Raw genomic sequence first — 14,984 nt, forward strand, 5'->3', positions numbered from 1 at the left:
GCAGTGCTCAGTCCTGCTGGCCCTGGCTTTGCTGGATCACCCACTGCTCAAAGGCCTGCAGCGCCGGCGAGGGCTCGCGGTAGGTGGGGTAGCTGAACCAGTAGCTCTGCGTGCCCGGCAAGGTCTGGCTATGGGCGGGGATCACCTGGCCCGCATCCAGCGCCGGTTGCACCAGCACCTCGGGCACCAGACCCACGCCCAGACCGGCGGCGGCTGCCATGATGACCATGGAGAACAGCTCATAGCGCGGCCCGCGCGAGGCCTGCACCGAGTAATCCCAGCCCAGGCCGTTGTACCAATCGCGCCAGGCGGCGGGGCGGCTCTCCAGGCCGATGTGTACCAGCTGCTCCCAGTCCTCCTGCGTGGCCAGCGCATGCTGCGCCGCAAAGGCGGGGCTGCAGACGGGGATGCAGGCGCCATCGCGGGCAATGCGCTGGCCCTGGGTCTTGGACCAAAGGCCGTCGCCCGAGTAGATGGCGCCGTCAAAGCCGCTTTCCTCAAACGCAAAAGGCTCGGAGCGCACCGACAGGTGGACATGGATATCCGGATGCTGCTGCGCAAAGGTCGGCAGCCGGGGCACCAGCCACTGCGTGGCAAAGCTGGAGACCACAGCCAGGTGGATGGCATAGCCCTGGGCGCGGCTGTTGGCGATCTCTTGCGTGTCGCGCTCCAAACCGTTGAGGTGCACGCGCACGCGCTGCGCATATCGTTTACCCGCATCCGTCAGCATCACGCGGCGTTTGTGGCGCACAAAAAGCGGCACCCCCAGCCGGTCCTCCAGCGCTGCGACATGGCGGCTGACGGCACTGGCGGTCAACGCTAACTCATTGGCAGCGCGGGAGAAATTGCCGTGCCGGGCCGAGGCTTCAAAAGCCATCAACAGGCCGATATTGGGAATCGCGTTGCGCATGGTTGGAGACTTTGTTCAAAAAACGCACTATGTCTCACCATTTTCTCATTTTGTTGTTCCTGATAGTTCACATAGTATTTTTAAGTTCGGCGCTTCCCCCGCAGACGGCCGCATGCCCCGATGTGCAGCCCTGTCACAGGCGGGGTGTACCAAGTGCCGTGTCTGCGTCTGTGCCTGCTGCGCCTTAAGCTGCAGGGCAGCGCCCCCATCATGGTCCGGGCCCGCCGAGAGGACCGGACAGTTTCTGTTGTGATAGTGAATAGGAAAGACGAGCGATGACGCAATCCACCCAACGTTTGAACGATATCCTGAAGGCGCTTGCGCTCGATCTGAAGCCGCTGGCAGGCCAGGACATCACCAGCCGCTCGCCCGCCGACGGCGGCACCCTGGCCGTGTTGAAGGCCCACAGCGCGCAGCAGGCGCAAGACGCCATTGCCGCCGCCCACCAGGCCTATCTGCAGTGGCGCACCGTGCCCGCACCGGTGCGTGGCGAACTGGTGCGCCGCTTTGGCCAAACCCTGCGCCAGCACAAGGCCGCGCTGGGCGCGCTGGTGTCGATCGAAGCGGGCAAGATCACCTCCGAAGGCCTGGGCGAAGTCCAGGAAATGATCGATATCTGCGACTTTGCCGTTGGCCTGTCGCGCCAGCTCCATGGCCTGACGATTGCCAGCGAGCGCCCCGGCCACCGCATGATGGAAACCTGGCACCCGATGGGTGTGGTGGGCATCATCTCGGCCTTCAACTTCCCGGTGGCCGTCTGGTGCTGGAACAGCGCGCTGGCACTGGTCTGCGGCGACTCGGTGGTCTGGAAGCCTTCCGAGAAGACCCCGCTGACCGCCGTGGCCTGCCAGCACCTGCTGGAGCAGACCATTGCCGCCTTCAACCAGGAGCAGCCTGGTGCCGTGCCGGCCGGCCTGGCCCAGCTGCTGATTGGCGCCCGCGAAGTGGGCGAAGTGCTGGTGGACAGCCCACTGGTGCCCGTGGTCAGCGCCACCGGTTCAACCCGCATGGGCCGCCAGGTCGGCGTCAAGGTGGCCGAGCGCTTTGGCCGTTCCATCCTGGAGCTGGGTGGCAACAACGCGATGATCGTCACGCCATCGGCTGACCTGGAGCTGGCCGCCCGCGCCATCACCTTTGCCGCCGTGGGTACGGCTGGCCAGCGTTGCACCACCTTGCGCCGCCTGATCGTGCACAAATCGGTGGCCGACCAGCTGGTGGCTCGCCTGGAAAAGATCTACGGCAGCGTCACCGTGGGTGACCCGCTGACCGACGGCACCCTCGTGGGTCCGCTGATCGACAAGGCCTCGTTCGACGGCATGCAGGCCGCGCTGGCCCAGGCCAAGGAAGAGGGCGGCACCGTCATCGGCGGCCAGCGTGAGCGCGAAGACCTGGGCCAGGACGCCTACTATGTGCGCCCCGCGCTGGTGAAGATGCCTGCGCAGACCAAGGTGATGGAACACGAAACCTTTGCGCCCATCCTCTACATCGTCACCTACGAAGGCAGCGCTGAGGACGCGATTGCGGTGCAGAACGCCGTGCCGCAAGGCCTGTCGTCTGCCATCTTCACCAGCGACCTGCGCGATGCAGAGCGCTTCATGTCGCCGGCCGGCAGCGACTGCGGCATTGCCAACGTGAATATCGGCACCTCGGGTGCGGAAATCGGTGGCGCCTTCGGCGGCGAGAAGGAAACCGGCGGTGGCCGCGAATCCGGCTCGGACGCCTGGAAGGGCTATATGCGCCGTGCCACCAACACCATCAACTACAGTGGCGCGCTGCCACTGGCGCAAGGCGTACGCTTTGACGTGTGATGAGCGGGCAGCCGCAGGCTGGCGCCGTGGGCATGCTGCCCACTGCCCGGGCTTGCAGGGCTCCCAACCGGGGCGGCCGCTGCGCCGCCGGGTATGTGCTGCCAGCGCAGGCCACTGATATGCCTGTGCCCTGTGCGGCCTCCCACCCAGACAGGGGCTTGGTGCTCCTGTCTCCCACTACGCCAGCATCCGCCAAGGGCTGGCCTGCCACCGTTGCAGGCCGGCCCTTGTTGCATCCGATGCTGCCGTTTTTTGTGGCGCTGCGCAGCCATTTGCTGCGCTGGCGCAATGTGTAGCCAGGCCAGATGCGGTCCAATCCCCCGCTTTTGGCGCATCGATGACAAGACAAAGGAGACAAGACATGGCAGACAAGCAACAAGCACGCACCGGTGGCCAGCTGGTGGTGGACCAGCTGCTGATCCACGGCGTGCAGCAGATTTTCACGGTGCCGGGCGAGAGCTTTCTGGCCGTCCTCGATGCGCTCTATGACGCGCCTATCGAAACGACGATCTGCCGCCAGGAGGGCGGCGCCGCGATGATGGCCGAAGCCCAGGGCAAGCTCACCGGCCAGCCCGGGATCTGCATGGTCACCCGAGGGCCTGGTGCGACCAATGCCTCGGCCGGCTTGCATATCGCGATGCAGGACTCGACCCCGATGATCCTCTTCGTCGGCCAGATCGAGCGCTCGGCGCGTGGCCGCGAAGCCTTCCAGGAGCTGGACTACCGCGCCGTGTTTGGCAGCATGGTCAAGTGGGCGACCGAGATCGATGATGCAGCGCGCATTCCCGAGACCATTGCCCGCGCCTTTGCGGTGGCCACCAGCGGCCGCCCCGGCCCGGTGGTAATTGCGCTGCCCGAAGACATGCTGCGCGATGCCGTCAGCGTGCCCGATGCCCGCCGCTACCAGCCCGCGCCCGCGCACGCCGCCGATGCCGATGTGGCTGCCGTGGTGGCCCAGCTGGCCGCTGCGCAAAATCCCATCATCATTGCCGGCGGCTCGCGTTGGAGTGCGCAGGCCCATGCGGATATCGCCGCCTTTGCCGCCGCCCATGCGGTGCCGGTGGCCTGCTCCTTCCGCCGCCAGATGGTCTTCCCCGCCCACCACGCCAACTATGCCGGCGATGTGGGTCTGGGCGTCAATCCCAAGCTGATCGAGCGCGTCAAGAAGGCCGATCTGGTGCTGCTGCTCGGCGGGCGCATGTCCGAGGTGCCATCGCAGGGCTACAGCCTGCTGGGTATTCCGGCCAGCAGCGGCCAGCGGCTCATCCATGTGCACCCGGATCCGGACGAGCTGGGCCGGGTCTACCAGGCCGACCAGGCGATTGTGGCGGCGCCCGACTCCTTCTGTGCGGCCCTGGCCCGCCAGCCTGCCGCCGCGCCACGCGCCGAGCGCCAGGCGCTGGTGCAGCAGGCCCATGCCGACTACCTGGCCTGGAGCAACCCCGCCCCGATCCAGGTGCCTGGCGCACTGCAGATGGGCCAGCTGATGGCCCATGTGCGCGAGGTGTTGCCGGCCGATACGGTCTGGTGCAATGGCGCTGGCAACTTTGCCACCTGGGTGCACCGCTTCTGGCCGTTCACGCACTATGGCAGCCAGCTAGCTCCCACCAGCGGCAGCATGGGCTATGGTCTGCCGGCCGCCGTGGGCGCCAAGCGCCTGGACAAGCAGCGCAGCGTCGTCTGCATTGCCGGCGATGGCGACTTTCTGATGCATGGCCAGGAGTTTGCGACCGCCGTGCAGTACCAGCTGCCCGTCATCGTGCTGCTGATCGACAACGGCATGTACGGCACCATCCGCATGCACCAGGAGCGCGACTACCCCAACCGGGTCAGCGCCACCGAGCTGCGCAACCCCGACTTTGTGGCCTACGCCAAAGCCTTTGGCGGCAATGCGGCCCTGGTCGAGAAGACCGAAGACTTTGGGCCTGCGCTGGCTGCCATGCGCAGCTGGGCGGAACAGCACCAGCTGCCGGTGATCCTGCACTGCAAGCTCGATCCGCAGGCGATCACGCCGGCGCGCAGCCTGGACCAGATCCGAGGCACCGGCGTTTAATCAGCGGCTGAAGGCACAAAAAAAGGCACCGAGCAAAAACTCGGTGCCTTTTTGTTAGGCTTTTGGCCCGGGCGTTGGGGGAGACTGTGCAGCCCCCGTCGCAACCTAACGCTGCTTACAGCACATCGCTGGCAAAGTCGGCCAGGCGCGAGCGCTCACCGCGTGCCAAGGTGATGTGGCCGCTGTGTGGCCAGCCCTTGAAGCGGTCCACCACATAGGTGAGACCCGAGGAGCCTTCGGTCAGGTAGGGCGTGTCGATCTGGGCCAGGTTGCCCATGCAGATGATCTTGGTGCCGGGGCCGGCACGGGTGATCAGGGTCTTCATCTGCTTGGGCGTCAGGTTCTGCGCCTCGTCGATGATCACGTACTTGTTCAGGAAGGTGCGACCGCGCATGAAGTTCATGCTCTTGATCTTGATGCGGCTGCGGATCAGGTCATTGGTGGCAGAGCGCCCCCATTCGCCGGGATTGCCGCCGTCGCCCTTGGCCAGGAACTCCAGGTTGTCGTCCAGCGCGCCCATCCAGGGGCCCATCTTCTCTTCTTCGGTGCCTGGCAGAAAGCCGATGTCCTCGCCCACGCTGACGGTGGCGCGGGTCATGATGATCTCGGTGTAGCGGCGCTCGTCCAGCACCTGGTTCAGACCGGCGGCCAAGGCCATCAAGGTCTTGCCGGTGCCAGCGGTACCTGCCAGCGTGACAAAGTCCACATCCGGGTCCATCAGCAGGTTCATCGCGAAGTTCTGCTCACGGTTGCGCGTGGTCACGCCCCACACATTGTTCTTCTGGTGGCCGTAGTCCTTCAAGGTCTCCAGCACGGCGGTCTTGTCGCGGATCTCGATCACGCGGGCAAACAGGCTGTTTTCGCCAGGGGCTTCGTAGTAGACGAACTGGTTGATGTGCAGCTGCTGGGTGATGGCGCCGCTGATGCGGTAGCAGGTGGAGGCGCCCGATTGCCAGCTCTCGACCTTCTTGCCGACCTTGGCCCAGAAATCCAGCGGCAGCTGCAGCATGCCGGTGTAGAGCAGGTCGCCGTCTTCCAAGGTCTTGTCGTTCTGGTAGTCCTCTGCCTCCAGGCCCAGCGCACGCGCCTTGACGCGCATGTTGATGTCCTTGGAGACCAGCACCACAGGGCGGTCCGGGTGGCGCTGGCGCAGGGCCTCGACCACACCCAGAATCTGGTTGTCGGCCTTGCCCTGGGGCAGGCTCTCGGGCAGCTGGTAGTGCAGCGGCTCGGTCTGGAAGAACAGGCAGCCGCTGGCGCCCTTCTGGCCGGTGGCATCCAGGCGAATGCCCTGGGCCAGATGGGCCTCCTGGCTGGCGACCAGCGCATCAAGCGTGCGGCTGGCCTGGCGGCCGTTGCGGGCCACTTCGGTCATGCCCTTCTTGTGGCCGTCGAGCTCTTCGAGCACGATCATCGGCAGGTAGATGTCGTGCTCTTCAAAGCGGAACAGGCTGCTGGGGTCGTGCAGCAGCACATTGGTGTCCAGCACAAAGAGCTTGGCCTTGTCGCTGCGCGGCTTGGCGGCCTTGGCAGGCTTGCTGGCCAGCACCGGGCTGGCTTCGGCCACGGCAGGGCTTCGCGCTGGTTGCGCAGGCTTAGCGGCTGCTGGCGCCTTGGCGCTTGCGGCCACAGGCGCAGGGGCTTGCACCGGGGTAGGGGCGGCCGCCACTTTCTTGCTGCGGCTGCTGGCCTTGGGCGCAGCAGCGGCTGTTGCACGGCGCGGCGCAGGGCTTGCAGCCACGGCGACAGGCGCGGTGTCCAGGTCTAAAACATCATCGTCTTGTTCATCGCGCGCAGTGGTGGCGGATGCACGGGATTTGGCGTTGGTCTTGGCGGAAAAGTCACCAGCGGAAAGCTGGCTGCCACGGCGGGTAGGTGCGGGAGGCAAGGGCATGGAGCTCGGGGCCTTTATCTAAACACTCGCCAAATGGGCGAACTCACTCCAGACGCCTGCCATCCCTGATGCAAAAAAGGCCATCTCGCAAGCAAGACAGCCTTTTTCATGGGGAATGACAGAACAATCCGGACTCACATACATATGGAGCCCATTATGCACATTCTGGGCGCCCCGAAACCAGCAATCTCAGTCATGGATCGCCGTGTCGGCCCAGAAAGACGGAAACAGCAACGGCGCGCATCCGCAGATGGCGCGCCGCCGCACAGTTGCTGCCTGGCGCAGCTGTGTTTAGGCAGCCTTCTTTTGCGCAGCCTTCATCGACTTGACGGCCTTGAGCACTTCTTCGACGTGGCCCAGCACCTTCAGGCCGCGCCATTCTTGCACCAAGATGCCATCAGGGCCGACCAGGAAGGTCGAGCGCTCGATGCCCTTGACCTTCTTGCCGTACATGATCTTGTTCTTGACGACGCCGAACATGTGGCACAGCTTTTCTTCGGTATCAGCGATCAGCTCGAAGGGAAGTTCGAGCTTTTCCTTGAAGTCGTCGTGCGACTTCATGTTGTCGCGCGACACGCCGAAGACGGCTGCACCGGCCTTGACGAAATCCGCGTACTTGTCGCGGAATTGCATGGCTTCGGTGGTACAACCGGGGGTGTTATCCTTGGGGTAGAAGTACAGCACCAGAATTTGCCCCTGATGCGACGAATTGGAGACCTTCAGGCCTCCCGTCGCTTGTGCATCAAATTCTGGCAAGGGTTTGTTGACAACAACAGCCATAGCTCTCTATTTTCTCCGGAGTAATCGCAAAAAGGCCGCAGGAATCAAAGTATTCATCTAGTTGTTATTCAGGCCCGCGGCCGCAAGAGAGTATTTTAACCCGAATCGAAATATTTATCGAGCCCCGCTGATAAACACAGGCTATCGATTGTGGTTATAGCGCAGGAGCTTCTACCAGGGCGGCCAGTAACACCTTGCGTCCTTCACCCGCCAATACGTTGTAGGTACGGCATGCAGCGGGTGTATCCATGGTCTCGAAGCCGATACGTTTTGCAATCAGCGGAGCCAGCCAGGTCGGCGAAGGAAAACGTAACCGATTGCCACTGCCGAAAATGATCGTTTCCACATCGGCCTCGGCCAGTTGGGCGAAAAGGGCGGGTCCCAGGTCTTCGAAGCGGGCGCAATCCCAGGGCTGCAGGCTGCCGTTGGAGCTGACCACCAGGCTGTGCGAGTAGGTCTGCTTGTCCACCGCCAGCCAGCCCGGGCCATAGCCTGTGATGGTCAAGGTGTCGGATTTATCGGGCTGGAACTTCATGGCGCGGACTTTCGGCAAACGGGGCAAAGACAGGGCAGGGCCCGGTGCCACAGGCACAGGGAGCCACTACAGAGCGATCAACGCAAGGATCTGTGGTCAAATTATAGTTTTCACCTAGTTGGGTTGTGGGTTCGAGGTATTGGCGTGGTCGCCAGCCGGCTGCAATCCCGTGTTTTCAGAGGTAGTGGTTTCTGTCATGAAGACGATTCAAAAATCCGCCAAGCTGGCCAATGTGTGTTACGACATTCGAGGGCCGATCATGGACGCGGCGAAGCGGATGGAGGACGAAGGACAGAAGATCACCAAGCTCAACATCGGCAACCTGGCGGTGTTTGGCTTCGATGCCCCTGAAGAGGTGCAGCAGGACATGATCCGCAACCTGCCCAACTCGGCAGGCTACTCCGACAGCAAGGGCATCTTTGCCGCGCGCAAGGCGGTGATGCACGAAACCCAGCGCCTGGGCATTAAGGGTGTGGGTCTGGACGATATCTACCTGGGCAATGGAGCCTCCGAGCTGATCAGCCTGGCCACCAATGCGCTGCTCGACACCGGCGACGAAATGCTGCTGCCGGCCCCCGATTACCCGCTGTGGACGGCAGCCACCAGCCTGTCGGGCGGCACGCCGGTGCACTATATGTGCGACGAAGAAAACGGCTGGATGCCCAACCTGGCCGATATCCGCGCCAAGATCACGCCCCGCACCAAGGGCATCGTCGTCATCAACCCCAACAACCCCACCGGCGCGCTGTATTCCGACGCACTGTTGCGCGACATCGTGCAGATCGCGCGTGAGCATGGCCTGGTCATCTTTGCCGATGAGGTCTATGACAAGGTGCTGTACGAAGATGCCAAGCACACGCCAATGGCCTTGTTGTCGCAGGATGTGCTGACCATCACCTTCAATTCGCTCTCCAAGGCCTACCGCAGCTGCGGCTACCGCGCCGGCTGGATGGTGATTTCCGGCGACAAGACCGGCGCTGCCGACTATATCGAGGGCCTGAACATGCTCTCGAACATGCGCCTCTGCGCCAATGTGCCCGGCCAATGGGCCGTGCAGACCGCGCTGGGCGGTCACCAGAGCATTGACGAGCTGGTGCAAGAAGGCGGCCGCCTGCGCAAGCAGCGCGACCTGGCCTGGGAGCTGATCAACGCCATCCCCGGCGTCAGCTGCGTCAAGCCGCAAGGCGCGCTCTACATGTTCCCCAAGCTCGACCCTGCGATCTACCCGATCGAGGACGACCAGGAATTCTTCCTGCAGGTGCTCAAGGAGACCCGCGTGATGCTGGTCCAGGGCACCGGCTTCAACTGGCCACGGCCTGACCACTTCCGCATTGTGTTCCTGCCCCATGAGGCGGACCTGCGCGAAGCGATCAACCGCCTGGCCGCCTTCCTGGCCAAGTACCGCCTTCGCCACGGAACCGAGCAGCTTGCGCAGGCCCATAAGGCCGATATCAAGCTGGTCAAGACCAAGGCAGAAAAATCCGCTGCCTGAGTCGCCGCTTTTCCTATCTGACAACGACAGGCGTCCAGCAGGGCGCCTTGTTGGTTATTCAACGTATCCAAGAGACTTTATGAAACCGATCCAAGTAGGCTTGTTGGGCATCGGCACCGTCGGTAGCGGTGTCTTCAACGTGTTGCAACGTAACCATGACGAAATTCGCCGCCGCGCTGGCCGCGATATTGCCGTGACCATGGTGGCCGATCTGGACGAGACCCGTGCGCGCGCCGTGGTGGGTGACCAGGCGGCCGTGGTCAAGGATGCCCGCGAAGTGATCGCCAATCCCGACATCGATGTGGTGATCGAGCTGATCGGCGGCTACGGCGTGGCCAAGACCCTGGTGCTGGAGGCGATTGCCGCCGGCAAGCATGTGGTGACGGCCAACAAGGCCCTGCTGGCCGTGCACGGCTCGGAGATCTTCAAGGCTGCCGCCGACAAGGGCGTGATGGTGGCCTACGAAGCGGCCGTGGCCGGTGGCATCCCGATCATCAAGGCGCTGCGCGAAGGCCTGACCGCCAACCAGATCCAGTGGATTGCCGGCATCATCAATGGCACCACCAACTTCATCCTGTCCGAGATGCGTGACAAGGGCCTGGACTTTGACGTGGTGCTGAAAGAAGCCCAACGCCTGGGCTACGCCGAAGCTGACCCGACCTTCGACATCGAAGGTGTGGACGCCGCCCACAAGGCCACCTTGATGAGCGCCATCGCCTTTGGCGTGCCGGTGCAGTTCGACAAGGCCTATGTGGAAGGCATCACCAAGCTGTCGTCCATCGATATCCGCTACGCCGAGCAGCTGGGCTACCGCATCAAGCTGCTGGGCATCACCAAGCGCACCGACAAGGGCATTGAGCTGCGGGTGCACCCCTCGCTGGTGCCCGCCAAGCGCCTGATCGCCAATGTGGAAGGCGCGATGAATGCCGTGGTGGTGCATGGCGATGCCGTGGGCACGACCTTGTACTACGGCAAGGGCGCAGGCTCGGAGCCCACCGCCTCGGCCGTGATCGCCGACCTGGTCGACATCGCCCGCCTGGAAGGCGCCGATGTGGCCCACCGCGTGCCGCCGCTGGCCTTCCAGAGCAGCACCTTGCGTGAAGCGGGCCAGGAACTGCCCGTGCTGCCGATGGCCGACATCACCACCAGCTACTACCTGCGCATGCGCGTGGCCGATGAAGCAGGTGTGCTGGCCAAGGTCACCGGCCTGCTCGCCGGCGCCGGTATCAGCATCGATGCGGTGCTGCAGCGCGAAGCCGACGAAATCGGCGGCGAGGGCTCGACCCAGACCGACCTGATCATCCTGACGCACGAAACGCGCGAAGGCGATATGGACAAGGCACTGGCCGAGATCCAGGGCCTGCCCACCGTGCTGGCACCGATCACCCGCATCCGCAAGGAAGAGCTGAACTAAACAGCTGCTGCGACCACCGCGTCGCAACACCGGGCGCCTGCCGCCCACGAACCGCCTGTGGCCCATCCGGCCCTGGCGGTTTTTTTTTCTTTGGGGTCCAACAGCCGCTATAGCGCCCGCATCATTCTGTTACTTGTCGGTATTTGTTCACTTCATTATTTTTATAAATAATGGCCGCTCACAAACGCAGCGCCCCCGGGCTGGTTCCGGGCGCGCTGCTGATCGATAACAAAGACGGGGAGTTGCACTATGTCGGAAACCGACAAGAAATGGATGACGCTGGCCAAGCGCTGGGGGGTGTTGTTTGGGATTCCGCTGCTGATGCTGGCCATCGGCATCTGGCAGTGGTCGCGGGCTGATACGCCAGTGACTGATGTGAGCGCGCAGATCGCAGAGTATCAGCAGGTGGTGCACCAGCTCGAAGCGATCGAGGCCGAAAAGCCCGGGCGCCGTGCAACGGTTCGGGACAGCGAGGGCAAGGAATACCCGGTCTGGAAGGTCAAAAACGAGTACCTGATGGCCATCAAGGACCTGCAAACCCAGGGTATGAATGTCACTACCCGTAACTTGCAGCCAGTGCTGGCGGGCTGCACCATCGCCTTCAGCGTGCTGGCGCTGCTCTGGTCGGCGCTGGGTGTGGTGTACCAGCGCGGCATGGGGGCCAAGGCCATGCAGTCGCGGGAGCAGCTGCTCGCCACCTTCCAGAAGGGTCGCAAGCTCTTGCCGACCTACATGGTGGTCATGGTGCTGCTGCTGTTTGGTGCGGCCATCCCTCTGCTGGTCTACGAGATGATGCCCATCCTGCGCCACCGCAACTACAGCAAGGGCGACATGAAGCTGATGTTCATCCTTGGCGGCCTGGCGCTGTTCTTGTTGTACTCGGGCTGCAAGGTGCTGATCGATGTCTGGAAGGCATCGCGCAAGCCGCTGGAGAACGAGCCCATCGAGGTGATGGGCCAGACCGTCAGCCGCCAGCAGGCGCCTGAACTCTGGGCCTTTGTCGACCGCGTGGCCGGCAAGACCGGCGCCGGCATGCCCGATGCGCTGGTGGTGGGCCTGAACGAAGGCTTTTTTGTGACCGAGCACCCGGTGCAGCTGTCCAACGGCGCCTTGCTGCCCCAGGGCCGCGTGCTCTACCTGCCCTTGCCCTACATGGCCTTTCTCAATGCCGGCGAAGTCGCCGCCGTGATCGGCCACGAACTGGGCCACTTCATCGGCGAAGACACGCTCTACAGCCAGCGCTTCTCGCCCATCTACAGCGCCACCATCCACCATCTGGTGGCCATCAGTGGCGGCGAGCGGCATGAGGAGTCCTGGATGGACATCCTGCGCCGCCCAGCCACCTTGTTTGGCGAGATGTTTCTGGACAGCTTCCACGAAGCAGTGCGCTACTGGAGCCGCAAGCGCGAACTGGCCGCCGATGCGGTGGGCGCGCAGGTGGTGAGCCCGCAGGCCGTCGCCTCGTCCTTGCTGCGCATCAGCGCGCTGGCGCCGCATGTGGATGAGGCCCTGCAGGCCAACTGGGACCGGGGCGAGACGGTCGAAGGCGGTGTGCTGGGCCATGTGCGCCAGCTGGTGGCCGCCAAGGGCATGACCGACCCGAGCGAGCACCTGGACAAGCGCCAGGCCCACCCCACCGACACCCACCCCGAGCTGGCCGAGCGCCTGGCTGCGCTGGGTGTGCCCGTCAGCCCCGAGTTGCTGGCCCGCGCCATGGATGCCCAGGGCAGCCAGCTGCTGCAGGAGTTTGGCCTGGAGCAGGGCGCTCCTGCCGCCAGCAGCCGCACCCTGGCCGGGTCGGTCGCACCGGCCCCGGTTGCCGATTTGAATGCGGCCTTGCAAAACGAGCTCAGCAGCGCAGCAGCGGCCAACCGCAGCGCGAAGCTGGTGGAGTTGCGCGAGATCGCGGCGCTGGCCACACCAGAGACGGTGATCCATGAGCGCTCGGTCTTCATGATGGCCTTGTTCGGCTTTCTGGCCCTGGCCTGCTTTGGCGGGGCGGTGGCCTTGTTCATGGCGGGCCTGCATGTGGCGGTCGGTGCAGGTGTGCTGGCCGGTGGTCTGGTCTGCCTGTGGGTGGCGCGGCTGTTCTGGCGCGATGGCCAGAGCCCGGCCATGGTGCTGCAGCCTGCGGGTGTGCGCCTCTTCAACGCGCAGGAACTGTTGCCCTGGTCGGCAATCGATGATTTCGAGTTCAACCAGGCCAACCACATGCTCACCGTCATCATGGCCCTGGAGCCCGGTGTGCAGCCGCCCGCCATGGGTGTGGGCAAGCGCCGCGCCCAGTTCCAGAAGAAAAAGCAGCGCGTGGTGGTGATGCTCAAGGGCGTCAAGAAGATGAAGAACCAGGCCTTTGCCGAGCTGGTGGTGAACCAGTGGCGCGCCTACTATGCCCGCCAGGAACTGGCGCGCATGGGTGAGCAGGCCTGACCGCCGTTTCTCAACTCCGCCAAGCCTCGGACCTGGTCCGGGGCTTTTTTATGCCTGCGGCGGCCATCGGTGTCGAAGCCTGGCCGCTGCTGCCAGCTGCTGTGCCCCACATTCCTGCGCAAGCTGTGCCAGTACTGGCGACTGCAGGATAATAGGTAGTTGCTCCTTGCCCGTGAGCGGGCTGTGTCCACTTATTTCGCACCCTCCATGCTGTATCTCTCCACGCGCGGCCATGCCGAACAAAAACGTTTTTGCGACATTTTGCTCGAGGGCCTGGCGCCCGATGGCGGTCTGTACATGCCGGTGCAGTACCCGCAGATTGACGATGCCAAGCTGACAGAACTGCGCGAGACGCTGCAGAACCAGGGCTATGCCGCGCTGGCGTTCGAGATCCTGTCGCTGTACATCGACGACATCCCCGCAGAGGACCTGCGCGCGCTGTGCAACAAGACCTATACCGAAGCGGTGTTCGGCACGGCGGCGATTGTGCCGGTGCGCCAGCTCGAAGGCCAGCTGATGATCGAGGCGCTCTCCAATGGCCCGACCTTGGCCTTCAAGGACATGGCCATGCAGCTGCTGGGCAACCTGTTCGAGTACGAACTGGCGCGCCGTGGCGAAGAGCTCAATATTCTGGGTGCCACCAGTGGCGACACCGGCAGCGCGGCGGAATACGCGATGCGTGGCAAAAAGGGCGTGCGCGTATTCATGACCAGCCCGCATGGCCGCATGAGCCCCTTCCAGCAGGCACAGATGTTCAGCCTGCAGGACGAGAACATCCACAACATCGCCATCGAAGGCGTGTTTGACGACTGCCAGGACATCGTCAAGGCGGTCAGCAATGACCACGCCTTCAAGGCGCAGTACAAGATCGGTACCGTCAACTCCATCAACTGGGCGCGCTTGCTGGCCCAGGTGGTCTACTACTTTGCCGGCTACCTGCAGGCCACCAGCCAGAACAGCGAGAAGGTGAGCTTCACGGTGCCAAGCGGCAACTTTGGCAATGTCTGCGCCGGCCATGTGGCACGCCAGATGGGCCTGCCGATTGCCAAGCTGGTGGTGGCCACCAACGAGAACGACGTGCTGGACGAATTCTTCCGCACCGGTGTCTACCAGGTGCGTGGCGCTGCCCACACCTTCGAGACCTCCAGCCCGTCGATGGACATCTCCAAGGCCAGCAACTTCGAGCGCTTTGTGTTCGACCTGGTGGGCCGCGATGGCGCGCGCCTGCAGCAGCTGTTCTCGCAAGGCGTGGCCAAAGAGGGCCGCTTTGACCTGCAGGCCGATCCGGCCTTCAAGGATGCGGCAGGCCGCTATGGCTTTGTCAGCGGCAAGAGCAGCCATGCCGACCGCCTGGCCACCATCCAGGACACCTACCAGCGCCTGGGCCAGATGATTGACACCCACACCGCCGATGGCGTGAAGGTGGCGCGCGAGCACCTGGGTGCCGAGCCGATGATCGTGCTGGAAACCGCCTTGCCGATCAAGTTTGCCGCCACTATCGAAGAGGCCCTGGGCCGCCTGCCAGAGCGCCCGGCCAAGTTTGACGGCATCGAAGACCTGCCCAAGCGCGTGGTCGTGATGCCTGCTGATGTGGACCAGGTCAAGACCTATATCAAGGACCACTGCCGCTGAACCGGCTAAGCTGCCGCCATCGCCTCGTGCCTGGAT

At 63.7% G+C, this 14,984-nt stretch carries 10 protein-coding genes; 6 read left to right on the plus strand and 4 right to left on the minus strand.

What is annotated here, in order from left to right; all coding sequences use genetic code 11:
* Positions 1 to 7: 7 nt before the first annotated feature.
* Positions 8 to 910 carry a LysR substrate-binding domain-containing protein gene (locus tag EDF71_RS04495; RefSeq protein WP_133855425.1) on the minus strand — a complete coding sequence of 301 codons (903 nt, stop codon included), beginning with the start codon at positions 908 to 910 and terminating at the stop codon, positions 8 to 10.
* A 275-nt stretch (positions 911 to 1,185) separates the two neighbouring features.
* On the opposite strand from EDF71_RS04495, the gene EDF71_RS04500 reads away from it, so the two are divergent.
* Together EDF71_RS04500 and EDF71_RS04505 are read left to right on the plus strand one after the other, a co-directional pair.
* Entirely contained in the window at positions 1,186 to 2,718 is a 1,533-nt protein-coding gene (locus tag EDF71_RS04500; protein ID WP_133855426.1) for an aldehyde dehydrogenase family protein, read from the plus strand.
* A 361-nt stretch (positions 2,719 to 3,079) separates the two neighbouring features.
* Positions 3,080 to 4,771, plus strand: coding sequence for a thiamine pyrophosphate-binding protein (locus EDF71_RS04505; protein WP_133855427.1), 1,692 nt, complete (start codon positions 3,080 to 3,082; stop codon positions 4,769 to 4,771).
* Between the two features lie 115 nt (positions 4,772 to 4,886).
* Here EDF71_RS04505 and EDF71_RS04510 read toward each other — a convergent pair whose 3' ends face one another.
* From EDF71_RS04510 to EDF71_RS04520, 3 genes are all read right to left on the minus strand, one after another.
* Positions 4,887 to 6,665, minus strand: coding sequence for a PhoH family protein (locus EDF71_RS04510; RefSeq protein ID WP_133855428.1), 1,779 nt, complete (start codon positions 6,663 to 6,665; stop codon positions 4,887 to 4,889).
* 291 nt (positions 6,666 to 6,956) lie between these two features.
* Positions 6,957 to 7,445, minus strand: coding sequence for a peroxiredoxin (locus EDF71_RS04515; protein WP_133855429.1), 489 nt, complete (start codon positions 7,443 to 7,445; stop codon positions 6,957 to 6,959).
* A gap of 154 nt (positions 7,446 to 7,599) precedes the next feature.
* On the minus strand, positions 7,600 to 7,980 hold the full coding sequence (locus EDF71_RS04520) for an Mth938-like domain-containing protein (RefSeq protein ID WP_133855430.1): 381 nt from the start codon (positions 7,978 to 7,980) through the stop codon (positions 7,600 to 7,602).
* A gap of 196 nt (positions 7,981 to 8,176) precedes the next feature.
* Between EDF71_RS04520 and EDF71_RS04525 the strand changes: the two genes are divergently transcribed.
* The 4 genes from EDF71_RS04525 to thrC all read left to right on the plus strand — a co-directional run bounded on the left by EDF71_RS04525 (position 8,177) and on the right by thrC (position 14,948).
* Positions 8,177 to 9,472, plus strand: coding sequence for a pyridoxal phosphate-dependent aminotransferase (locus EDF71_RS04525; protein WP_133855431.1), 1,296 nt, complete (start codon positions 8,177 to 8,179; stop codon positions 9,470 to 9,472).
* Between the two features lie 79 nt (positions 9,473 to 9,551).
* Positions 9,552 to 10,886, plus strand: coding sequence for a homoserine dehydrogenase (locus tag EDF71_RS04530; protein WP_133855432.1), 1,335 nt, complete (start codon positions 9,552 to 9,554; stop codon positions 10,884 to 10,886).
* A 249-nt stretch (positions 10,887 to 11,135) separates the two neighbouring features.
* Positions 11,136 to 13,316 carry a M48 family metallopeptidase gene (locus EDF71_RS04535; RefSeq protein WP_133855433.1) on the plus strand — a complete coding sequence of 727 codons (2,181 nt, stop codon included), beginning with the start codon at positions 11,136 to 11,138 and terminating at the stop codon, positions 13,314 to 13,316.
* A 207-nt stretch (positions 13,317 to 13,523) separates the two neighbouring features.
* Positions 13,524 to 14,948, plus strand: a complete 1,425-nt coding sequence (gene thrC, locus EDF71_RS04540; RefSeq protein WP_133855434.1) for a threonine synthase — start codon at positions 13,524 to 13,526, stop codon at positions 14,946 to 14,948.
* Positions 14,949 to 14,984 lie beyond the last annotated feature (36 nt).

The sequence above is a fragment of the Comamonas sp. JUb58 genome (genome assembly GCF_004364775.1).
Lineage (GTDB): Bacteria > Pseudomonadota > Gammaproteobacteria > Burkholderiales > Burkholderiaceae_C > Comamonas.

Bases quoted from the DNA above. Each gene is read 5' to 3' on its own strand.
- EDF71_RS04495 (WP_133855425.1), bottom strand. From the start codon at position 910: ATGCGCAACGCGATTCCCAATATCGGCCTGTTGATGGCTTTTGAAGCC.
- EDF71_RS04500 (WP_133855426.1), top strand. From the start codon at position 1,186: ATGACGCAATCCACCCAACGTTTGAACGATATCCTGAAGGCGCTTGCG.
- EDF71_RS04505 (WP_133855427.1), top strand. From the start codon at position 3,080: ATGGCAGACAAGCAACAAGCACGCACCGGTGGCCAGCTGGTGGTGGAC.
- EDF71_RS04510 (WP_133855428.1), bottom strand. From the start codon at position 6,665: ATGCCCTTGCCTCCCGCACCTACCCGCCGTGGCAGCCAGCTTTCCGCT.
- EDF71_RS04515 (WP_133855429.1), bottom strand. From the start codon at position 7,445: ATGGCTGTTGTTGTCAACAAACCCTTGCCAGAATTTGATGCACAAGCG.
- EDF71_RS04520 (WP_133855430.1), bottom strand. From the start codon at position 7,980: ATGAAGTTCCAGCCCGATAAATCCGACACCTTGACCATCACAGGCTAT.
- EDF71_RS04525 (WP_133855431.1), top strand. From the start codon at position 8,177: ATGAAGACGATTCAAAAATCCGCCAAGCTGGCCAATGTGTGTTACGAC.
- EDF71_RS04530 (WP_133855432.1), top strand. From the start codon at position 9,552: ATGAAACCGATCCAAGTAGGCTTGTTGGGCATCGGCACCGTCGGTAGC.
- EDF71_RS04535 (WP_133855433.1), top strand. From the start codon at position 11,136: ATGTCGGAAACCGACAAGAAATGGATGACGCTGGCCAAGCGCTGGGGG.
- thrC (WP_133855434.1), top strand. From the start codon at position 13,524: ATGCTGTATCTCTCCACGCGCGGCCATGCCGAACAAAAACGTTTTTGC.